At 60.7% G+C, this 19,903-nt stretch carries 20 protein-coding genes; 10 read left to right on the top strand and 10 right to left on the bottom strand.

What is annotated here, in order from left to right:
* Positions 1–17: 17 nt before the first annotated feature.
* The 5 genes from astA to RRF55_RS20335 are packed head-to-tail and all read left to right on the top strand — an operon-like array spanning position 18 to position 6,305.
* Positions 18–1,040: an arginine N-succinyltransferase gene (gene astA / locus RRF55_RS20355; RefSeq protein WP_004140076.1), complete on the top strand. Its 1,023-nt coding sequence runs from the start codon at positions 18–20 to the stop codon at positions 1,038–1,040.
* Positions 1,031–2,497: a succinylglutamate-semialdehyde dehydrogenase gene (astD, locus tag RRF55_RS20350; protein ID WP_004210329.1), complete on the top strand. Its 1,467-nt coding sequence runs from the start codon at positions 1,031–1,033 to the stop codon at positions 2,495–2,497. Before astA ends, astD begins: the two co-directional genes overlap by 10 nt.
* Positions 2,498–2,518: 21 nt before the next feature.
* Positions 2,519–3,859: an N-succinylarginine dihydrolase gene (gene astB / locus RRF55_RS20345; protein ID WP_130974929.1), complete on the top strand. Its 1,341-nt coding sequence runs from the start codon at positions 2,519–2,521 to the stop codon at positions 3,857–3,859.
* A 10-nt stretch (positions 3,860–3,869) separates the two neighbouring features.
* On the top strand, positions 3,870–4,865 hold the full coding sequence (gene astE, locus RRF55_RS20340) for a succinylglutamate desuccinylase (RefSeq protein WP_439419161.1): 996 nt from the start codon (positions 3,870–3,872) through the stop codon (positions 4,863–4,865).
* Between the two features lie 9 nt (positions 4,866–4,874).
* Positions 4,875–6,305 (top strand): amino acid permease, encoded by a 1,431-nt coding sequence (locus RRF55_RS20335; RefSeq protein ID WP_002903059.1) that lies wholly within the window; start codon positions 4,875–4,877, stop codon positions 6,303–6,305.
* 206 nt (positions 6,306–6,511) lie between these two features.
* Here the strand turns inward: RRF55_RS20335 and RRF55_RS20330 are convergent, their stop codons facing one another.
* The gene (locus RRF55_RS20330; protein ID WP_032417093.1) at positions 6,512–7,837 is read right to left on the bottom strand and encodes an MFS transporter; all 1,326 of its coding nucleotides are present in this window, start codon (positions 7,835–7,837) and stop codon (positions 6,512–6,514) included.
* A gap of 380 nt (positions 7,838–8,217) precedes the next feature.
* Between RRF55_RS20330 and RRF55_RS20325 the strand changes: the two genes are divergently transcribed.
* Positions 8,218–9,018, top strand: a complete 801-nt coding sequence (locus RRF55_RS20325; protein ID WP_020316474.1) for a YdcF family protein — start codon at positions 8,218–8,220, stop codon at positions 9,016–9,018.
* A gap of 61 nt (positions 9,019–9,079) precedes the next feature.
* Here RRF55_RS20325 and RRF55_RS20320 read toward each other — a convergent pair whose 3' ends face one another.
* On the bottom strand, positions 9,080–9,217 hold the full coding sequence (locus RRF55_RS20320) for a hypothetical protein (protein ID WP_004140057.1): 138 nt from the start codon (positions 9,215–9,217) through the stop codon (positions 9,080–9,082).
* Here RRF55_RS20320 and aldA point away from each other — a divergent pair.
* Positions 9,216–10,655 (top strand): aldehyde dehydrogenase, encoded by a 1,440-nt coding sequence (gene aldA / locus RRF55_RS20315; protein WP_004151568.1) that lies wholly within the window; start codon positions 9,216–9,218, stop codon positions 10,653–10,655. The two genes, RRF55_RS20320 and aldA, sit on opposite strands and share 2 nt — an antisense overlap.
* 48 nt (positions 10,656–10,703) lie before the next feature.
* Here aldA and gap read toward each other — a convergent pair whose 3' ends face one another.
* Positions 10,704–11,702, bottom strand: coding sequence for a type I glyceraldehyde-3-phosphate dehydrogenase (gene gap / locus RRF55_RS20310; RefSeq protein WP_002903227.1), 999 nt, complete (start codon positions 11,700–11,702; stop codon positions 10,704–10,706).
* 282 nt (positions 11,703–11,984) lie between these two features.
* Here gap and RRF55_RS20305 point away from each other — a divergent pair, with 282 nt between their 5' ends.
* Positions 11,985–12,143 (top strand): YqaE/Pmp3 family membrane protein, encoded by a 159-nt coding sequence (locus RRF55_RS20305; protein ID WP_002903230.1) that lies wholly within the window; start codon positions 11,985–11,987, stop codon positions 12,141–12,143.
* Positions 12,144–12,177: 34 nt separating this feature from the next.
* Here the strand turns inward: RRF55_RS20305 and RRF55_RS20300 are convergent, their stop codons facing one another.
* From RRF55_RS20300 to RRF55_RS20285, 4 genes are all read right to left on the bottom strand, one after another.
* Positions 12,178–12,570, bottom strand: a complete 393-nt coding sequence (locus RRF55_RS20300) for a DUF1398 domain-containing protein (protein WP_023285078.1) — start codon at positions 12,568–12,570, stop codon at positions 12,178–12,180.
* A 250-nt stretch (positions 12,571–12,820) separates the two neighbouring features.
* A complete protein-coding gene (gene yedF / locus RRF55_RS20295; protein WP_002903233.1) occupies positions 12,821–13,054 on the bottom strand; it encodes a sulfurtransferase-like selenium metabolism protein YedF in 234 nt (77 codons plus the stop codon).
* A complete protein-coding gene (yedE, locus tag RRF55_RS20290; protein WP_002903234.1) occupies positions 13,051–14,259 on the bottom strand; it encodes a selenium metabolism membrane protein YedE/FdhT in 1,209 nt (402 codons plus the stop codon). The genes yedF and yedE overlap by 4 nt, the downstream gene beginning before the upstream one ends.
* 103 nt (positions 14,260–14,362) lie before the next feature.
* Entirely contained in the window at positions 14,363–14,716 is a 354-nt protein-coding gene (locus tag RRF55_RS20285; RefSeq protein ID WP_002903236.1) for a DUF1304 domain-containing protein, read from the bottom strand.
* A 236-nt stretch (positions 14,717–14,952) separates the two neighbouring features.
* Here RRF55_RS20285 and RRF55_RS20280 point away from each other — a divergent pair, with 236 nt between their 5' ends.
* Positions 14,953–15,432, top strand: coding sequence for a hypothetical protein (locus tag RRF55_RS20280; protein ID WP_072202360.1), 480 nt, complete (start codon positions 14,953–14,955; stop codon positions 15,430–15,432).
* A gap of 69 nt (positions 15,433–15,501) precedes the next feature.
* Here RRF55_RS20280 and ydfZ read toward each other — a convergent pair whose 3' ends face one another.
* On the bottom strand, positions 15,502–15,705 hold the full coding sequence (ydfZ, locus tag RRF55_RS20275) for a putative selenium delivery protein YdfZ (protein WP_004151566.1): 204 nt from the start codon (positions 15,703–15,705) through the stop codon (positions 15,502–15,504).
* A gap of 311 nt (positions 15,706–16,016) precedes the next feature.
* On the opposite strand from ydfZ, the gene RRF55_RS20270 reads away from it, so the two are divergent.
* Positions 16,017–17,045, top strand: a complete 1,029-nt coding sequence (locus tag RRF55_RS20270; RefSeq protein ID WP_004179669.1) for a CorA family divalent cation transporter — start codon at positions 16,017–16,019, stop codon at positions 17,043–17,045.
* A gap of 13 nt (positions 17,046–17,058) precedes the next feature.
* Here RRF55_RS20270 and RRF55_RS20265 read toward each other — a convergent pair whose 3' ends face one another.
* Both RRF55_RS20265 and malX read right to left on the bottom strand, forming a co-directional pair.
* Positions 17,059–18,231, bottom strand: a complete 1,173-nt coding sequence (locus RRF55_RS20265; protein ID WP_009308961.1) for a MalY/PatB family protein — start codon at positions 18,229–18,231, stop codon at positions 17,059–17,061.
* A gap of 51 nt (positions 18,232–18,282) precedes the next feature.
* Positions 18,283–19,875, bottom strand: a complete 1,593-nt coding sequence (gene malX / locus RRF55_RS20260) for a maltose/glucose-specific PTS transporter subunit IIBC (RefSeq protein ID WP_002903245.1) — start codon at positions 19,873–19,875, stop codon at positions 18,283–18,285.
* Positions 19,876–19,903 lie beyond the last annotated feature (28 nt).

The following is a 19,903-nucleotide window of genomic DNA, read 5'->3' as shown; positions in this document are numbered from 1 at the left end:
CGGGAGGACGGCCTGTGATGCTATTTCGTCCCGTACGGGAAAACGATCTCGACGACATCGTCCGCCTCGCCGCGCGGGCGGGGGTCGGCATGACCTCTTTACCGCATGACGTCGGGCGCCTGGCGGCCCGGATCCGGCGCAGTATCGAGACCTTCGCCGGCGAACTGCCGCGCAGCCAGCAGGGTTTCCTGTTTGTGCTGGAGGACACCGCGCTGGCGCGGGTGGTGGGGGTGAGCGCCATTGAGGTCGCAGTGGGCCTGGACGAGCCGTTTTACAATTTTCGCATTCAGAAAACGGTGCGCGCCTCGAAAGCGCTGGGAGTCTATAAGCCCCAGGAGCTGCTTAATCTCAGCTATGACCACACCGGGCATAGTGAGCTATGTACGCTGTTTCTCGACCCGGCGTATCAGCGCAACCGCAATGGTCTGCTGCTCTCCAAGGCGCGCTTTTTATTTATCGCCGCCTTTCGCGAGTGGTTCTCCCCGCACCTGTTTGCCGAACTGCGCGGCTGCAGCGATGAGCAGGGACAGTCGCCGTTCTGGGATGCGCTGGGCCATCATTTCTTCGACATCCCGTTCGCCGATGCCGACCGGCTGACCGGCACCGGCATGAAAACCTTTATTGCCGAACTGATGCCGGCGTACCCGATCTATATCTCACTGCTGCCGGAAGCGGCCCGCGGGGTCATCGGTCAGGTGCATCCCAATACCGCCCCGGCGCGGGCGATCCTCGAGAAAGAGGGTTTCAGCTGGCGCGGCTCGGTGGATATTTTCGATGCCGGTCCGGTGCTGGAGGCGGACACCGATCAGATCCGCGCCGTGCGCGACAGCCAGCGCCTGCCTGTCCGGCAGCTGATGGGCGACCTGCCGGCGCCGACCCTCGTCGCCAACGGTCAATTCGACAACTTTCGGGCGCTGCTGGTGGCCCACGAAGAGCAGGTCTCGCTTGACAGCGCCGCGCTGGACGCGCTGCAGGTCAGTGAAACCGACCGCGTTTATACGGTAACCCTGAATCCAGAGGACAACAGATCATGGCGGTAAAAGCACAGTTTATAGCCGGGCAGTGGCTGCCAGGCAGCGGCGCAACGATGAGCAAACTGGCCCCGGAGGATCAGTCGCTGCTGTGGCAGGCGGCCAGCGCGGGGGCTGACGACGTCCAGGCGGCCTGCGCCGCGGCGCGCGCGGCGTTTTATCCCTGGTCGCACCGGCCGCTGGCCGAGCGTATTGACGTCGTACAGCGTTTTGCCGCGCTGCTGGAGACGCATAAAGAGGCGCTGGCGACCCTGATTTCCCGCGAGACCAGCAAGCCGCTGTGGGAGACCCGCACCGAAGTGCAGGCGATGATCGGCAAGGCCGCGATCTCCATCGAAGCCTATCACCAGCGGACGGGCTTTCATGAGTCGACGCTGCCGGACGGTAAAGCGCTGCTGCGCCACAAACCGCACGGCGTGATGGCGGTCTTTGGCCCCTACAACTTCCCGGGCCACCTGCCCAACGGACATATCATTCCGGCGCTGATCGCCGGGAACACCATTGTGTTTAAACCCAGCGAGCTGACGCCGGCTACCGCTGAAATGACGGTCCAGCTGTGGCAGCAGGCGGGCATCCCCGACGGGGCGATCAACCTGCTGCAGGGCGGAAAAGCCACCGGCCAGGCGCTGCTGGAAAATCGTGATATCGACGGCGTGCTGTTCACCGGCAGCGCGGCGGCCGGTTTCCACTTCCATCGCTACTTCGGCGGCCAGCCGGAGAAGATGCTGGCCCTCGAGATGGGCGGCAACAACGCACTGATCGTCGCCGACGTGGCCGATATCGATGCGGCGCTGCATGTGATTATCCAGTCGGCGTTTATCTCTGCCGGGCAGCGCTGCACCTGCGCGCGCCGGCTGATCGTGCCGCGCGGCGAGCAGGGGGATGCGCTGCTGCAGCGGCTGGTAGAGGCCAGCGCGCAGATCCGCGCCGGCAAGTGGGATGATCAGCCGGCGCCGTTTATGGGCGGGGTGATCTCTCTCGACGCTGCGCAGAACATGCTGGCGGCGCAGCAAAAACTGGAGGGGCTCGGCGGCAAGGTGCTGCTGCGCATGCGCCAGCCTGACCCGCGCTCCACGGTGCTGACCCCGGGGATCGTCGACGTCACCGGTATTGAGGTGCCGGATGAAGAGTACTTTGGCCCGCTGCTGACGATTATCCGTTACGACGGCTTCCCGGAGGCGATTCGCCTCGCCAATCAGACCCGCTATGGCCTGGCCGTCGGGCTGATCTCCAGTGATGCGGCGCAGTTTGATCAGCTGGCGGACGAGGCGCGAGCCGGGATCGTCAACTGGAACAAGCCGCTGACCGGCGCATCGAGTAAAGCGCCGTTTGGCGGGGTGGGCGCCTCCGGCAACCATCGCGCGGCAGCGTGGTATGCCGCCGATTACTGTGCCTGGCCGATGGCCTCTCTGGTCAGCGATACGCTGACGCTTCCGGCGACGGTATCGCCGGGCCTGCCATTCTGATAACGGATCCTGTGAGGACATATGTCTGGTTTTGAAGCAAACTTTGATGGCCTGGTCGGCCCGACGCACCACTACGCCGGACTCTCCGTCGGCAATGAAGCCTCGCAAAATAACCGCGATGGTCTCTCTAACCCTAAAAAGGCGGCGCTGCAGGGGCTGTATAAAATGAAAGCCCTGGCCGATCGCGGCTTCGTGCAGGGCATTCTGCCGCCGCAGCCGCGGCCGAATCTGCGTCTGCTGCGCGAAGTGGGTTTCCAGGGCAGCGATGAGCAGGTTATCCGGCAGGCGGCCCACGCGGCGCCGCAGCTGCTCTCCGCCTTCAGCGCCGCCTCGTCGATGTGGACCGCCAACGCGGCGACCGTCTCACCGTCGGCGGACAGCGCCGACGGCAAAGTCCATTTCACCGTCGCCAACCTGAACAATAAGCTGCACCGTATGCAGGAGGCGCCCACCACCTCGGCGATCCTTGGCGCCACGTTCGCCGATCCGCGCTACTTTGCCCACCATGCGGCGCTGCCGCAGCATGGCGACCTCGGCGATGAAGGGGCGGCCAACCATAACCGCTTCTGCCGGGAATATGACCGGCAGGGGGTGCAGTTTTTCGTCTATGGTCGACGCGCCAGCGGCGGTATCGCCCCGGTGAAGTATCCGGCGCGGCAGACCCTCGAGGCCAGCGAAGCGGTGGCCCGCCTGCATCAGCTGGATCCGCGCTACACGGTGTTTGCCCAGCAGGCGCCGCAGGCTATCGATCGCGGCGTGTTTCATAACGACGTCATCGCGGTCAGCAATCGCCATGTGCTGTTCCACCATCAGCAGGCGTTTGTCGATCAGGCTACAGTGCTGGCCACGCTGCGGGCTAAAAGCGACAGTCTGGATATCCCGTTCACCAGCGTGGAAGTGCCGGACGAGCGGGTTTCGCTCGACGACGCCGTGGCCTCATACCTGTTCAACAGCCAGCTGCTGAGCAAACCAGACGGCAAGATGCTGATCGTGGTGCCGGAGGAGTGCCGCCAGCGGGAAAACGTCTGGCGCTATCTCAGCGATCTCGCCGCCGATAGCGCATCGCCGATCGATGAAGTGGCGGTCTTTGACCTGCGGGAAAGCATGCGCAACGGCGGCGGCCCGGCCTGTCTGCGGCTGCGAGTGGTGCTCAACGAGGCGGAGCGCCAGGCGGTCAACGCCCATAGCCTGATGAACGACGAACGTTATCAGCAGCTGACGGCATGGGTGGAAAAACACTATCGCGACCGGCTGCATGCCCGCGATCTGGCGGACCCGCAGCTGCTGCGCGAGGTTTATCAGGCGCTGGATGAGCTGACGCAGATCCTGCGCCTCGGCGCGGTCTATGATTTTCAGCGTTAAGGAGCGGCAGATGGAGCACCTGGTTAACGATTTACTGCACTGCCGCCTGCAGGCGTGGACCTTTCCGGCGGGCATCGAGGCCCGCTGGCTGGGCGAGGGCATTTTACAGCTGCTGCCGACGGCGCCGTGGCGCCGGGCGACGATCCTCTCCGCCGGCGTGCATGGCAATGAGACCGCGCCGATTGAACTGCTGCTGCAGCTAACCCACGATCTGAGCCAGGGGCGGCAGCCGCTCACGCAGGCGCTGCTGATCGTCTTTGGTAATCTGCCGGCGATCCGCGCCGCGCGCCGCTATCTGCATAACGACCTGAATCGCCTGTTCGGCGGCCGCCATCTGGCGGTCACCCCGGGAAATGAGTCGCGGCGGGCTTTTGCGCTGGAGCAGGCGGTGCAGGCTTTTTATCGCGCCGCCGATGCGGCGGGGCCGGTCAACCGTGGTCATCTCGATATGCACACCGCCATTCGCGGATCGCTGTATCGCCAGTTTGCGCTGCTCCCGGCCCACGCCGGGGATTTTTCGCCCGATTTCTATCAGCTGCTGCAGGCCAGCGGGATGGACGCCGTCGTGCGCCATACCGAAGCGGGCGGCACCTTCACCCATTTCACCTGCGAAAAGTTCGTCGCGCAAAGCGCCACCCTGGAGCTGGGGAAAGTGATGCCGTTCGGCGCCAACGATCTCAGCCTGTTCGCCGCCGCCGACGCGGCGATCCGGGCCTGGATCGCTGACGCGCCGCTGCCGCCGCGCGACAAAGCGCCGGTGGACTACTTCCTGGTCGAGGAGAGCATCATCAAGCGCGAGGGGGAATTTACGCTTAATCTCGCGGCAGACGTTGAAAACTTCACCGCGCTCCCGGCAGGGTATGAGATCGCCCGCCAGGCAGAGAAACGTTGGGTGGTGCAGGCCCGGGCCCCCTATATCCTCTTTCCCAACGCCGGGGTCGCCACCGGCCAGCGCGCCGGGCTGTTGCTCCGCGCCGCTGCCCTTCGTCTCCCGCAACCAGCCTGAGGAAACACCATGACTGAACATCAACATCAGGCGTCACCTGCCGCCGGAGGTGAAGGCGCGTCACAGCTTAAGCGCGGGCTCAGCGCCCGCCATATCCAGATGATTGCCCTCGGCGGCGCCATCGGCACCGGGCTGTTTATGGGGGCGGGGCGCAACATCGCCGTCGCCGGCACCTCGATCCTGGTTATCTATGTGCTGGTCGGGTTCTTTACCTATATGGTGATGCGGGCGATGGGCGAGCTGCTGCTCACCCGCCATGACTACCGCTCGTTTGCCGACTTTGTCGGCGAGTATCTCGGGCCGCAGGCCAGCTTTTACCTCGGCTGGACCTACTGGCTAAGCTGGGTGGTGACCTGTATCGCCGACGTGGTGGTCTGCGGGAGCTATATGCAGTACTGGTTCCCGGAACTCTCGGCGTGGATGCCGGCCCTCAGCATGCTGGCGATCCTGTTCCTGCTTAACCTGCTGTCGGTGAAAATGTTTGGCGAGGCGGAGTTCTGGTTCGCCCTGATCAAGGTGATCACCATTATCGCCCTGATCGGCACCGGCGGCTGGATGATTGCCACCGGCTGGACCTCCCCGGACGGCGTGACGGCCTCCCTCAGCCATCTCACCGACCCGACGGCCTTTATGCCCCACGGCATCACCGGCTTTTTCGCCGGCTTCCAGATAGCGATCTTCTCCTTTACCGGCATTGAGCTGCTGGGCACCATGACGGCGGAGACCCGCGATCCGCAGCGCATTTTGCCCAAGGCGATCAATGCTCTGCCGCTGCGGATTATCATCTTCTATCTGCTGTCGATGGTGGTGATCATCGCTGTCGCCTCGTGGCCGGGGGTGTCGGCGGAGACCAGCCCCTTCGTGACGCTGTTCGCCAAGGCCGGGCTGCCTGCCGCCGCGGCGGTGATTAACTTTGTGGCGCTGACCTCGGCGATGTCCTCGGCCAACAGCGGGGTCTTCTCCAGCACCCGCATGCTGTACGGCCTGTCGGTGGAGAAGCATGCGCACTGGCAGTTTCGTATCCTGTCGCGCAGTACCCGCATTCCGGTGCGCAGCCTGCTGTTCTCCTGCTTCTGCATGCTGATCGGCACGCTGTTGCTGTTTCTGGTGCCGAACGTGATGACCCTGTTCACCATCGTCTCGACCCTGGCGGCGATTATGGTGGTGTTCAGCTGGGGGATGATCCTCGTGGCCTATCTGGTTTACCGCCGTCAGCGTCCGGACCTGCACGCCGGGTCGATCTTTAAGATGCCCGCCGGGGTAGTGATGAGCTGGGTGAGCCTGCTGTTCTTCGCGTTCGCTATCTTCATCATGATCTTTGACCCGGACACGCTGCTGGCGCTGTTGGCTTCTCCGCTGTGGTTTATCGCGCTGTGGGGCTTCTGGAAGCTGAAGCAGCGGCGCGAGGGGCAGCTTCAGCTGGACAACCAGAGCGCCTGACACCCGCCGGCCCTGGCGGCCGGCTAAGCAGGGGGGAAGACTTGACGCCTGTTTGTGCCCGGTGGCGGCTGGCGCCTTACCGGGCCTACATGCTTACCGGACCTGGGATAAGCGGTTTCCCCCGCGGCGCGATCCCCCCAGGCCCGCGCACGCGCAGCGCCGCAGGGCGGGATAGTCGACTCCGTAGTAGCCCTGGCGGGCTGCGGTCAGGCGCTTTCCGCCCGGGAGGGGGCCGTGCCCAGCGCGGACTTCATCCGGCTGGCGCAGAATATCGCCAGGAGCGAAATCGCCACCGTAACGCCCAGATAAATGGCCACCGGCCGCCAGTCACCGTCATATTTTGCCAGCAGACCGGTGGCGATAAGCGGCGCGGTTCCCCCGGCCAGCGCGGCGCCCAGCTGGTAGCCGAGGGTGATCCCGGTATAGCGCACATTGGCGCTGAAAATCTCAGAGCACAGGGTGCCGAGCACCGCGGTTACCGGCGCCCACAGGATGCCGAAGGCAACGATCGTCGCCAGCATGATGCCCCAGCCGGTGCCGGTGTCGAGCAGCAGGAACCACGGGACGATAAACAGCCCCAGCAGCACCACGCTCAGGGTGTACATCTTTTGCCGACCCACCTTGTCTGACAGCAGCCCCATCAGCGGGATCATCACGGTGGCCACCAGCGCGCCCAGGGTCACGGATTCCAGCGCCTGCGACTTCTGATAGCTCAGGGTGGTGGTGGCGTAGCTGACTACAAAGGTGGAGAAGATATAGAAGGGGGCGGTCTCCACCACTTTCAGGCCGGCGGCGATCAGCACTTCCCGCCAGTGGTGCTTGAGCGTATCGCGCAGCGGGGCCTTCGCCACCTGGCCGGATTTTTTCACCTGCTTAAAGGCGGGCGTTTCGTCGATATCTTTACGGATCCACAGGCCGAGAAAAACGAGGACGGAGCTGAGCAGGAACGGTATGCGCCAGCCCCAGGCGAGAAACTGCGCCTCATCGAACAGCGTCATCAGCGAGACGATAAATGTCGCCATCAACATGCCGATGGTCACCCCGGCCTGGGGAATGCTGCCGAAAAAGCCTTTCCGCTTTTCCGGCGCGTATTCATAGGCCAGCAGCAGCGCGCCGCCCCATTCGCCGCCGATACCCATGCCCTGAATAATGCGCAGAGTAATCAGCAGGGCCGGCGCCCAGAGGCCCACCATCTCGTAGGTGGGCAGCAGGCCGATCGCCACCGTGGCGCTGCCCATCAGCGACAGGGTCAGCACCAGCGTCTTCTTGCGGCCGATGCGATCGCCGATATGGGCGAAAATCACGCCGCCGATGGGGCGGATAAAAAAAGTCAGCGAGAAGGAGAGCCAGGAGAGGATCAGGCCGATAACCGGGTCGACCATCGGAAAGAAGATTTTGTTGAACACCAGCGCGGCGGCGGTGCCATAGAGAAAATAATCGAACCATTCGATGGCGCTGCCTGTCAGGCTCGCGATCAGTACCTTCTTGTTTTTCTGCAGAATGGATGCAGTGTTGTCTTGTGGATTGCTCATTACGAAACGTTCTCCCGCCACGGTAGATAGGTCAGGTGTCACTCTGTACGAGCAGGGTGCAACCTGATGTGAAAAGGTTGTGTAATTGTTAAGCAACTTAGGGTTGAAGGTTACAATTGGCAAGTTTATGGCTGGCAAACTGGGCGTTATGGCGCGCTTTGAACTGGTATAACCGCGACGCTATTTTTTATTTTCCACCTGATTTTGCTGTTTTTTGTTATTTTCATAGTGAGTTGTTAAGGTGCAACCCGCCTGTTTTTAGATGTTTCTTGTTATTTCAAAATGGTTACAAATCGACGCCGCTATGCCTTCCGGCAGGCGGCGTTTATGATAGCGAAAGCATCCTCTCCGCTCGGCTGAGAGGGGATTAAGGAGACAGAATGGCAGAACAATTTCCTCCGCTGTCAGCAGCGACGCTGGCGGCGGCTAACCAGGTCGGCGCCTGGCTGGCGCAGGACGATCTGGCGACGCTGCCCGCGCTGCCGCAGGTGGACGTGGTAGTGCTGGCCGGCAACGCCGTGATCCCAACCATCGACGCCGCCTGCCGTCTGGCGGCGGCGCAGGCGGTCCCGCTGCTGATCAGCGGCGGCGTGGGGCATTCTACGGGCTATCTCTACGAGGCGGTGCGCCAGGATCCCCGTTACCGTACGTTGCCGGTGGATGGCCGCCCGGAAGCGCATGTTCTGGCCGACATTGCTCATGACTACTGGCACATCCCCCATTCGCGGCTGGTGGTGGAGGACCAGTCAACCAACTGCGGTGAGAACGCCCGTTTTACCCGGACCACGCTGGAGAGCCGGGGGCTCGCCCATCGTCGCGGGATCGTCATTCAGGACCCGACTATGCAGCGGCGAACCATGGCTACCTTCGCCCGCGTCTGGCAGGGGGCGACGACGCCGCCGCAGTGGTTGAGCTTTCCCGGCTGCTCGCCGGTGCTGGAGCAGACCGATGGCCAACTGGGGTTCGCGGGCGGCGGAGCGGGGCTCTGGCCGGTCACCCGCTACCTGGGGCTGCTGCTGGGCGAGCTGCCGCGCCTGCAGGATACCCCTGAAGGGTACGGTCCGCGGGGAAAAGACTTCATCAGCCATGTCACCTTCCCGCCGGAGATTCTCGACGCCTGGCGACAGCTGCGGGAGGACGCCCAGCTTGCCGGGGCGCTGCAGGCCCGCACCCTCGGCTGAAAAATGCCCGTTTACGGCAGATTCGTCGCAAACGGGCAATTTGTGTTATTAAAATGTAACCTCAAGCGGGCATTTTTGGCCCGTTTTTATGAATCAGCTCACAGAACTGCGTCAATGTGCTGCCGAACAGCGGCTTATCCGCCCGATATTTAACAAAAAAATCACCTGTTAAATACAAATGCACCACAGGAGCAGCCATGACAGCACCCGTTCAACACCCGATGTATATTGATGGCCAGTTCGTTTCCGGTCGCGGCGACGGCTGGATCGACGTGCTTAACCCGGCGACCGAAGCGCTGCTGTCGCGGATCCCGGACGGGACTGCCGAAGAGGCGCGGCTGGCGATTGACGCCGCCGAGCGCGCCCAGCCCGGCTGGGAAGCGCTGCCGGCCATTGAGCGTGCGGGCTGGCTGCGCAAAATTGCCGCCGGTATCCGCCAGCGTGCCGACGAGATCGCCGGGCTGATTGTCGCTGAAGGCGGCAAGATCCAGCAGCTGGCGGCGGTGGAGGTTGCGTTCACCGCGGACTATCTCGACTATATGGCAGAATGGGCGCGCCGTTACGAAGGTGAGATCGTGCAGAGCGATCGCCCGGGGGAGAATATCCTTGTCTTTAAACGCGCGCTGGGGGTGACCACCGGGATCCTGCCGTGGAACTTCCCGTTCTTTCTTATCGCCCGCAAGCTGGCGCCGGCCCTGATCACTGGAAATACCATCGTCATTAAGCCCAGCGAATTTACGCCCAATAATGCCATCGCCTTTGCCGAGATTGTCCATCAGGTTGGGTTGCCGAAAGGGGTCTTTAACCTTGTGCTTGGCCGCGGAGAAACCGTTGGCCAGGAGCTGGCCGGCAATCCGAAGGTGGCGATGGTCAGCATGACCGGCAGCGTGGCGGCGGGAGAAAAAATTATGGCCGCTGCGGCGAAAAATATCACCAAAGTGTGCCTCGAGCTCGGCGGCAAAGCGCCTGCCATTGTAATGGATGATGCGGATCTGGAGCTGGCGGTGAAAGCGGTAGTGGACTCGCGGGTGATTAACACCGGGCAGGTGTGTAACTGCGTCGAGCGGGTCTATGTTCAGCAGGGAATATACGACCGCTTCGTCAACCGCCTCGGTGAGGCGATGAAGGCCGTCCAGTTTGGCGACCCGGCGACGCGAGATGACATCGCGATGGGGCCGCTGATCAACGCGGCGGCGCGGGACCAGGTGGCGGGCAAAGTGGCGAAGGCGGTGGCGCAGGGGGCGCGGGTGGCGCTGGGCGGTCAGCCGCTGGAGGGCAAAGGCTATTTTTATCCGCCGACCCTGCTGCTGGATGTACGTCAGGAGATGGACATTATCCATGAGGAAACCTTCGGTCCGGTGCTGCCGGTGGTGGCCTTTTCGACCCTCGATGAGGCGCTGGCGATGGCCAATGACAGCGATTATGGCCTGACCTCCTCAATCTATACCCGCGATCTGAACGTGGCGATGAAAGCGATTAAGGGACTGAAGTTTGGCGAAACCTATATCAACCGTGAGAACTTTGAGGCGATGCAGGGGTTCCACGCCGGCTGGCGTAAGTCGGGGATCGGCGGGGCAGATGGCCGCCACGGCCTGAATGAGTACCTGCAGACCCAGGTGGTCTATCTGCAGGCCTGAGGCACTCCACACAGAACCGGCGGACAGCGCAGGCTGTCCGCCGTTCACTTAGCGGGCAAATTTCTCCAGCACGCGGATCAGTTGGGTGACAAAGCCGTATTCGTTATCGTACCAGGCGACGGTTTTCACCAGCTGTACGCCGCCGGCCTCCACAATCTCCAGCTGGGTAGCATCGTAGATCGAACCGAAATGGCTGCCGATGATATCGGAAGAGACGATCTCCTCTTCGGTGTAACCAAAGGATTCGTTACCCTCGGCCGCCTGCCTCATCGCCTGATTGACCTCATCCGCAGTCACCTTTTTCTCCAGCACCGATACCAGCTCCGTCACTGAGCCGGTTTTGGTCGGTACGCGCTGGGCATGGCCTTTCAGCTTACCGCTCAGGGCAGGGATCACCAGGCCAATGGCTTTTGCCGCGCCGGTAGTGTGGGGGATAACGTTTTCCGCCGCCGCCCTGGAGGCGCGCAGATCTTTTCCGCGCGGCCCGTCCACCAGCGACTGGGTGCCGGTATAGGCGTGGATGGTGGTCATGGTGCCTACGGTGATGCCGAAGGCATCCTGCAGAACTTTGGCCATCGGCGCCAGGCAGTTGGTGGTGCAGGAGGCCACGGAGATGATGGTGTCATCCGGGGTCAGGGTGTCATCGTTGACGTTGTAGACGATGGTTTTCATCTCGCCGGCGGGGGCGGAAATCAGCACTTTGCGCGCGCCGGCCTGGAGATGGGCTTGCGATTTCTCGGCCGAGGTGTAGAACCCGGTACACTCCACAATCACCTCGGCGCCTGCCGCCTGCCATGGAATATGCTGCGCCTCTTTTTCGGCATACACCGTAATGGTTTTGCCGTTGACGATCAGCGCATCTTCGGTAAAGTCGACGCTCCACGGGAAGGGGCCGTAGTTTGAATCATGCTTCAACAGGTAGGCCAGCACCTTTGGCGAAGTGAGGTCGTTGATAGCCACCACTTCCAGGCTGCTGTCGACTTCTAATAAACGACGTAACACCAGACGTCCGATACGACCAAATCCATTAATCCCAAGTTTACTCATGGATATTCTCCGGTTGGTAAAACGACTCGATGTGATGAAACTCCTCCAGGCTTAGCCCTGTCCCCCTGATTGGTCAACTGACAATCTGTGCGCTATGCCAGGGCCTGCGGGCCGGAGAGGGGAAAAGTGAATGTTTTCCCGGTCTTTTTTGCCCGTGACGGCAGGGAATGATTTTTGTTACCAGAGATGAGGGGGCTGCCTGCTGGCGAAACGACGAAAAGCGTCTATGCTTAACTATTGAATAGCTTAGTAAAAAATTGACGTTAGACGAAGGGAGAGGTTATGGGATTCTGGAGAATCGTTTTCACTATCATTCTGCCGCCGCTGGGTGTGCTGCTGGGAAAAGGCTTCGGCTGGGCGTTTATTCTCAATATCATTTTGACCCTGCTGGGCTATATTCCTGGCCTGATCCACGCCTTTTGGGTGCAGACCCGCGATTAAAGGCTGACCCTCGCCGCCTCCCCCTGAGACCTGTTCAGGGGGGCATCAGGCACTCTTTATATAACAGCGTATTATCCTTCGACCAGTAGTGCCGGGTCTCCTCTTCCAGATCGACGATCCACTTAAACACCCCGGCGCTGGCGAGATCCCGGCAGTACTGTTCAAAGTTAATGGCCCGGGCAAAGTGGCGGATAACGGCGGCCCTGGTCAGACAATGGCTGCCCTCAGCGCGAACGCGCAGCAGCCCGCGGGCGCTTTTTACCGAGACCACCTCGTCGTTTGCCATTACGAAATTCATATTGCCGGTGGAAACAAAATAGATGTAGTAGGAGACCTGATGCCGACGCAGTTCATTGGCGAAGGTGGCATAGTCGGCGTCAGAACGCGCTTGCTCAAAAAAATGACCCAGCCTGACCAGCAGTTCCATTTCGATCCTTATCGTGTCGCTGTGTGCGGCTTTGGCCGATAGCGGCAGAAACCATTCACTAAATAACTTATTCGCATTTTAATAATATAGGCGCGTTATATTAATGGTTATTGCGTAACTGGAACACGGTTTCAAGTGTTACAATCTATTGCAATCGTTTGGCTACCTGGTCAGCGATGCGTAAGCGAACGGCGAGGCGGGAACGAGGAGACAAGCGCCGGCGGGGAAGGCCGCCGGCGGGAAAACGGCGCTACTTCTGAATCAAATAGCGAATGGTTGGGCCATCCTGTTGAATATCCAGCACCGTGTAGCCGTGGTTCCTTGCATCAAGCGGAATGTTATTGATCGACTGCGGACAGTCGCTGACCACTTCGAGGATCTCGCCTTTTTGCAGGGAAGGCATTGCCTCCAGGGTAGCGACCGCCGGATACGGGCAGGGTTCGCCGACCATATCCAGGCGATAATCAGGGATGATGTTTTTCATGCGCTCTCCTTCACGGTCCGGACCGCCGCCTGGCGGCGGAAAAAATGTCTCTCCCAGGCGATCACCAGCAGCAGGGCGATCAGCAGCAGCAGATAGGTGGCCAGTAGTCCGCCAAAGGGACCGAAGGCGTTCAGCAGGTTGACTTTCTGCCAGTGGGTGGCGAGGGGGGCGGCGATATCGTCCCAGCACCAGGCGAGCAGCGTTGAGCCGATGACGTTGCCCAGCCCAACCCACCAGTAGTGAACCTGGCCCTCCACCGCCCGGTACATCCAGCCGGTCTCACAGCCGCCGGCCAGCACGATGCCAAAGCCAAATAGTAGCCCGCCAATCGCCGCATTAGGACCGGCCCACATAATTTTCGGCGCCATCCCCAGCTGCACATAGCTGAAGATACCGATGGCGCTCGCCGCCATGCCGAAGATAATCGCCTTCGCCATCACCGTCCGGCCGGTGATCCACATATCGCGAAAGGCGGAGGTAAAGCAGATCTGCGCGCGCTCGATAAGCAGACCAAAGCCAATACCGAACAGCATCGCCAGGCCCAGCGCCGGGTGGTCTGCGGCGGTGAGCAGGCCCCAGCCGATCATGGCGAAAAAGACCACCATCCCCAGGCGGAAGCGGCGGCGCGCCTGCTGCGGTTTTTGGGTTAAGGGCGAGGCGGCGGACACTTTTTGCATTTTTACCGGGATGCGAAAAAGGGGCAGCAGCGTGAAGCGGGCGCCAAACCAGGAGCCGATGGCGGTGGCGATGGCAAACAGCCAGGCGTGCAGGGAGAACTGCGGAATGCCGGTGAAGAAGGCCGCCAGGTTGCAGCCCATCGCCAGCCGTGCGCCGAACCCGGCGATGATGCCGCCCGCCACGGCCTGCGCAATGCGGATCCGGCTGCGTGGCAAGCGCAGTTTGACGTTATTCGCCCACAGCGCGGCGGCCAGGCAGCCGCCGAACATGCCGATGATCATCCTGCCATCGATGCGGGTCAGCGGCGACCCTTCGAGATGTATCAGCTGGTAATAGCCCCACTGTTCGCTGTGGACGCCCAGCAGCTGCAGCAGCTGACCACCCCAGCGGGTGAATTCGCCGGTCACCGCCCAGAAGGTGCCGGTGATGCCAAAATAGTAGGTAGAGAGAATGCCCGCGGCAATGACCGCCGGGACAGGAGACCAGAACCGGATAAGCCAGGCCTGTTTGAAGGATTGCCATGTCATAAAAATGCCTCTGAACTCAGAAGGTATTAACGGTCGATGACCGACCAAAGGGGGCAAATAGTACCCGCCTTAGCGCCTGCTTTCTCTGTTTTGGATCAAGGCCCTACGCTTGCGTCAGCACGGCAACCAGCGCCAGCAGCGCGGGCAGCGCCTGAATATAGAGAATTTTGCGGCTGGCGGTCAGCGCGCCGAAAATCCCGGCGGCCAGCACGCAGGCCAGGAAAAAGATAACCACCTGCACCCCCGGCGCCCCCAGCCACAGCCCCCATGCCAGGCCGGCGGCCAGAAAGCCGTTATACAAGCCCTGGTTGGCCGCCAGCACCCGGGTCTGCCGGGCGAAATCGGCGCTGAGGTTAAAGGCCCGGCGCCCGGCGGGGGCTTCCCAGAGAAACATCTCCAGCACCAGGATGGCGAGATGAATAATAGCGACCAGCGCAACGAGGAGAGTGGCTAACACAGCGGTCCTTAACGATTAGGGGAATGTTTCTCCAGTATAACCGCAGGCGCTCACCAGGCGAGAGGGCGACTGCTATAGTGCAGATAGCGTCATATTTTCCCGCCGCGAAGAGCGTCGGTTTATCTGATTGCCCTTTGGTTTAGCTAAGCGGTGCTAGCATGCCGGGTTCTTTTTACGGGTATGGCATAGGTTACTGAATGGTAAATAAATTATGGATTTTGTTATCAGCGCTACTAATGGTTGCCATGCCGTCGGTGCAGGCCGGGGAATTAAACCTCTATTCGATGAATACCGGTTCCTATGTCTATCATATGACGGGTAACCACGGACAATATAACGAACATTTCAATAACAACTTTTTCTCGGTGGAGCGCAAGTTTTCTCAGGATTCAAAATACAGCGTGCTGGTCGGAACGATGAAAAACAGCTTTGACGATCGTTGCCTGACCCTCGGCGTGCGCCGCGACTGGCTGAAAAACGATACCGGCTGGGTACTGAAAGGGGTGTATGCCTATACCGGGGAATTTTTCTTTGATGCCTTCAGCCACTGTGGGGATTCCGGCACCTACCGCACCGCCAAAAAAATCACCGGCATCGGTTTTTCGCCCTACCTCTATCATGGCCTGCAATATAATTTCACCGATTATTTCGGTGTGGAAGGCGGCATTATTGTGCCGGCGATCTTTGTGATGAGTGTTCAGTGGAGCTTTCGCTAGACGCTTTATTTCCCGGGAAAAGAGCAGGCCACCACAGGTGGCCTGATACTAACGACCTGGCGGCAGGAATTAATGGAAGCCGAGACGGATCAGATCCAACGGGCAGAAGCGGCCCTCGCAGCCGTCGATTTCAACGCAGTCCGCCCGGCGCAACTGCTCAGCGGTTTTCCCCTCGCCATGGATAGCTTTAATCACGCCCGTCGTCCCGTTACCGGCGATCATTACCATGCTGCCGGTAGCAATAGCGTTACGATTACGGTCATAGGTTTTCATGGTCTCCTCCTCAATAAACCTGGGTGAAAGCAATGATTAAGCGCGCAAATTAATACCGCTTTCTGCCTAAAAAAGTTTTGAGGATAATCAAATTTATTTTAATAACCACCTGAGCATAAAGGCAAGAAGACCTTCTGTTCGCCTCCATCGCATCGCCTGCGCGGCGAGGGGATGAAGCGTGATACTGGCCGTCATATGTCAGCCAGGTTACTGTTTTATGACCAGATTATTAACCTTGCCAGCCCGCGGAAAATAGCGAAAGATGGCACTATTCGGGCATCAACGGTGCCAGTGCCTGTCCTGAGGGAGCCATGAGTCAAGACGTCACCGCGAAGATGTTAAAGCCCGATTTTGATAGTGAAGTTTCCGGCCTGGTGCATGGCTATTTGTTTCATGAACAGCGCCCCCCGCAGCCGATCGCCTCTGGCGAGGTATGCGCCCGCTATCAGGCGCTCGCCGATGACAAGGCGTTTATCTGGTTACACCTGAATCTTAATCATGCCACCGCCGAGAAATGGTTAACCAGCCACTTTCCGGTGGCCGATTTTTTCTTCGAGGAGATCCGCAGCGGCTCGCACACCACCCGCATTGAGCGACAGGGGGAAAATCTGTTCGCTGTGCTTAACGATGTGCTGTTTCGTCCGCAGGATACCAGCGCGGAAACCGCCACGCTGTGGCTCTACTGTAGCCCCAGGCTGGTGGTGACGGCGCGCTTCAAACCGTTGCGGTTTATCGAATGGATGCTGCCGCGCTTGCAGACGCTCAGGGTGAACACGTCTACTGAGCTGCTGGCCTTTCTGCTGGAGGAGCAGGAGGAGGTGCTGGAGCAGGTCGTCCGCCAGGCCAGCCGCCATGTTGACCTTATTGAAGAGCGTCTTCTGAGCAATCACGTGCAGCGCAACCGGGCCGATCTGGCGCGGCTACGGCGGATGCTTTTACGCTTCCAGCGGCTGCTGGCGCCGGAGCCGGCGGCGATGTTCCGGCTGCTTAACCGGCCGCCGGCGTGGATGGATCGCGCGGTGGTGCAGGCGTTTCGTCAGTTCACCGAAGAGTTTAGCGTGGTGCTTAACGATCTGTCGGGCCTGATCGAGCGCATCAGTCTGCTGCAGGAGGAGATCGGCGCCCGCCAGCTGGAGCAGAGCAATCGCACCCTCTATACCCTGACGGTGATCACCGTCCTCGCGCTGCCGATTAACATCGTCGCCGGTTTCTTCGGCATGAACGTCGGTGGGATCCCGCTGGCAAGCAACCACCACGGGTTTATCCTGCTGGTGGTGATTGTCGCTGTCTTTACCCTCGGCGCCGGTTATCTGGCGTTTCGCCGGCGCGATGACCTGTAGATTGCGCGTCGAATCAGCTGAGGCTGCGCAGGGCGGCAATCAGTCCTTCGACACCGCGTTCCAGCTTCTCGCGCGGGCAGCCGACGTTGAGACGCAGAAAGCCGTTGCCCTCAGGACCATAGGTATAACCCGGCATAATCGCCACCTTCTGTTCGGCGATCAGCGCCTGCTGTAGCGCGCGATCGTCAACGTTGAGCGGGCGCAGGTCGATCCATGCCAGGTAGGTGGCCTCCGGCGGCTGCCAGCAGAGCGCGGGGAAGGCGTTGTTGAGCGTGTCGGCGACATAGCGCATATTCGCCTGCAGGTAGTCGCGCAGGGCATCGAGCCAGGGAGCCCCGTCGCGGTAGGCGGCGATATGGGCGACCAGCGCCGGCACGGAAGGGGAAGAGAGCCCGTCGCGACCCTTTAGCGCCTGCAGGTAGCTGTCGCGCTCGTTCTCTTCGGGGATAAAGCCGTAGGCCCCGGTAAAGGCCGGAATATTGAAGCTCTTCGAACCGGAGGTGAACAACGCCCATGGTCCCTGAGCGACCTCGCTCCACGGGATATGGCGGTGTTCGCCCCAGGTCATGTCCATATGAATTTCGTCGCTAATCACCCTGACGCCATGTTTTTGACACAGGGCCGCCATGGTCTCCAGCTCCTCGCGACGCCAGACTTTCCCCGTTGGGTTGTGCGGGCTGCACAGCAGCAGCAGGGTATTCTTTGGCTCCGCCAGCGCCGCCTCCAGGCGGTCCATATCGCAGCGCCAGCGATTATCCTTCAGGATCAATGGCACCGGGGCAATCCGCCGCCGGTTAGCGGTGATGGTGTTATAGAACGCATCGTAGGCAGGGGTGTGGACCACGACGCCGTCGCCTTCTTTCGACCACTGGCGGATGGTTTCCGCCACCATGTAGATAACCGACGGTCCGTAGACCACAGATTGCGGATCGATGTCGCTGTTAAAGCGGCTGGCGTACCAGTGGGCAATCGCCCCGAGAAACGCCTCGTTGCGCCAGCGGCTGTAGCCGAACACCCCGTGGGCCAGCCGCTGGCTAACGGCGTCGAGAATACAGGGCGCGGTGGCGAAATCCATATCGGAAATAGTGAACGGCAGCAGATCGGCGGCGCCAAACCGGTCGGCGACATAGTCCCATTGCGTGCACCAGGTGCCGTGGCGATCGATAGGGGTGGCAAAATCAAACATTGGAGCTTCCTTAGCGAGCGCCCCCTCCGTAGCGGAGGGGGACTAGTGGGATCAGGCCTGCACGGTATTCATCAGCGTGGCCATCTCATCTTTTACCGACTGTACCTGCGGGCCAATAACCACCTGCAGATTATGCTGGTTGAGCTGTACCACCCCGATGGCGCGATGGGCTTTCAGCGCGGCGGCGTCCACTTTGCTCATATCGTGCACCGACAGGCGCAGACGGGTAATGCAGTTATCCAGCGAAACAATGTTCTCTGCGCCGCCGAGCGCCGCCAGAATCGCCGGTACGTTATACCCGGATTTGCCGATGGTACCGGCGACGGCTTTCTCCACGCTGGCGGCAGTGTCGATGTCGCGGCCCGGCGTTTTCAGATTGAAGCGGGTGATGGCGAAGCGGAAGATGGCATAGTAGACCGCGAACCAGATAGCCGCCACCACCGGCACCAGATACCACTTGGTGGCCAGGCCATGCAGAATGCCAAACACCACGAAGTCGATGATATTGCCGTCGGTGTTGCCGATGGTTACCCCGAGCACCGCCATGATGGTAAAGCCGAGACCGGTCAGCAGCGCGTGGATGACATACAGGACCGGCGCGACAAACAAGAACAAGAACTCCAGCGGCTCGGTGGTGCCGCCGACCACGCAGGCGATGACCCCGGAGATCAGCAGGCCTTTAATTTTATGTCGGTTTTCCGGACGGGCGCAGTGGTACATCGCCAGCGCGGCTCCCGGCAGGCCGCCGAGGAATGCCGGCATTTTACCCTGCGACAGGAAACGGGTGGCGCTTTCGGCGAAGCCGTGGGTCGTCGGGCAGCTCAGCTGCGCCTGGAAGATGGTCAGCGCGCCGCTGACGCTGTGGCCGCAGACGTCGAGGGTGCCGCCGGCTTCGGTAAAGCGGATCAGCGCCACCAGAATATGGTGCAGGCCAAACGGCAGCAGCAGTCGCTCGCCGGTGCCGAAGATCATCGGCCCAAAATCCCCGGCGCTGTTGATCATCTTCCCGAGGGCGTTGATCCCCATAGCGAAGACTGGCCACACCAGCGGGATCGCCAGCCCAACCAGCCCCAGCACCACGGTGGTGACGATCGGCACGAAGCGGGTGCCGCCGAAGAAGGCCAGGGCGTCCGGCAGGCGAATGTTATGGAAGCGTTCATGCAGCAGCCAGACGATAATCCCGGCGATCACCGCCCCGAGGATCCCGGTATCGATTGACGGAATGCCGATAATGTTCTGGATATTGTTGGCCTTCAGGATCGCGGCGTCGGTGGTGGGCAGAATACCCTTCGCGGTCAGCCAGAAGTTGACCGCCAGGTTCATGACCGCGTAGCCAACGAAGCCGGCGAAGGCGGCGACGCCTTTGTTCTCTCGCGCCAGACCCAGCGGGATGGCGATACAAAACATGACCGGCAGGAAGCTGAAGGCAAAGGAGCCGACCTTGCTCATCCAGATAAAGATGGCCTGCAGCAGCGGCATATCCAGCCACGGCAGCAGAGTCAAAACATCGTGACTGCTTAGCGAGCTGCCGATCCCCAGCATGATCCCGCAAAACGAGAGCAACGCTACGGGCAGCATGAAGGTTTTTCCCAGCTGCTGGAAAAATTCCCATAAGGTGATTTTTGGTGCTGTTTTCGCCGTCATAGCACGGTTCCTGATTCATAAGTGGTCG

It is taken from the genome of Klebsiella sp. K47, assembly GCF_051858335.1.
GTDB classification, from domain to species: domain Bacteria; phylum Pseudomonadota; class Gammaproteobacteria; order Enterobacterales; family Enterobacteriaceae; genus Klebsiella; species Klebsiella pneumoniae.
This window is presented reverse-complemented; position numbering and strand designations above follow the sequence as displayed.

What these genes read in the sequence shown, in the direction of transcription:
- astA (WP_004140076.1), top strand. Translation starts at nt 18, where the DNA reads ATGCTATTTCGTCCCGTACGGGAAAACGATCTCGACGACATCGTCCGC.
- astD (WP_004210329.1), top strand. Translation starts at nt 1,031, where the DNA reads ATGGCGGTAAAAGCACAGTTTATAGCCGGGCAGTGGCTGCCAGGCAGC.
- astB (WP_130974929.1), top strand. Translation starts at nt 2,519, where the DNA reads ATGTCTGGTTTTGAAGCAAACTTTGATGGCCTGGTCGGCCCGACGCAC.
- astE (WP_439419161.1), top strand. Translation starts at nt 3,870, where the DNA reads ATGGAGCACCTGGTTAACGATTTACTGCACTGCCGCCTGCAGGCGTGG.
- RRF55_RS20335 (WP_002903059.1), top strand. Translation starts at nt 4,875, where the DNA reads ATGACTGAACATCAACATCAGGCGTCACCTGCCGCCGGAGGTGAAGGC.
- RRF55_RS20330 (WP_032417093.1), bottom strand. Translation starts at nt 7,837, where the DNA reads ATGAGCAATCCACAAGACAACACTGCATCCATTCTGCAGAAAAACAAG.
- RRF55_RS20325 (WP_020316474.1), top strand. Translation starts at nt 8,218, where the DNA reads ATGGCAGAACAATTTCCTCCGCTGTCAGCAGCGACGCTGGCGGCGGCT.
- aldA (WP_004151568.1), top strand. Translation starts at nt 9,216, where the DNA reads ATGACAGCACCCGTTCAACACCCGATGTATATTGATGGCCAGTTCGTT.
- RRF55_RS20320 (WP_004140057.1), bottom strand. Translation starts at nt 9,217, where the DNA reads ATGGCTGCTCCTGTGGTGCATTTGTATTTAACAGGTGATTTTTTTGTT.
- gap (WP_002903227.1), bottom strand. Translation starts at nt 11,702, where the DNA reads ATGAGTAAACTTGGGATTAATGGATTTGGTCGTATCGGACGTCTGGTG.
- RRF55_RS20305 (WP_002903230.1), top strand. Translation starts at nt 11,985, where the DNA reads ATGGGATTCTGGAGAATCGTTTTCACTATCATTCTGCCGCCGCTGGGT.
- RRF55_RS20300 (WP_023285078.1), bottom strand. Translation starts at nt 12,570, where the DNA reads ATGGAACTGCTGGTCAGGCTGGGTCATTTTTTTGAGCAAGCGCGTTCT.
- yedF (WP_002903233.1), bottom strand. Translation starts at nt 13,054, where the DNA reads ATGAAAAACATCATCCCTGATTATCGCCTGGATATGGTCGGCGAACCC.
- yedE (WP_002903234.1), bottom strand. Translation starts at nt 14,259, where the DNA reads ATGACATGGCAATCCTTCAAACAGGCCTGGCTTATCCGGTTCTGGTCT.
- RRF55_RS20280 (WP_072202360.1), top strand. Translation starts at nt 14,953, where the DNA reads ATGGTTGCCATGCCGTCGGTGCAGGCCGGGGAATTAAACCTCTATTCG.
- ydfZ (WP_004151566.1), bottom strand. Translation starts at nt 15,705, where the DNA reads ATGAAAACCTATGACCGTAATCGTAACGCTATTGCTACCGGCAGCATG.
- RRF55_RS20270 (WP_004179669.1), top strand. Translation starts at nt 16,017, where the DNA reads ATGAGTCAAGACGTCACCGCGAAGATGTTAAAGCCCGATTTTGATAGT.
- RRF55_RS20265 (WP_009308961.1), bottom strand. Translation starts at nt 18,231, where the DNA reads ATGTTTGATTTTGCCACCCCTATCGATCGCCACGGCACCTGGTGCACG.
- malX (WP_002903245.1), bottom strand. Translation starts at nt 19,875, where the DNA reads ATGACGGCGAAAACAGCACCAAAAATCACCTTATGGGAATTTTTCCAG.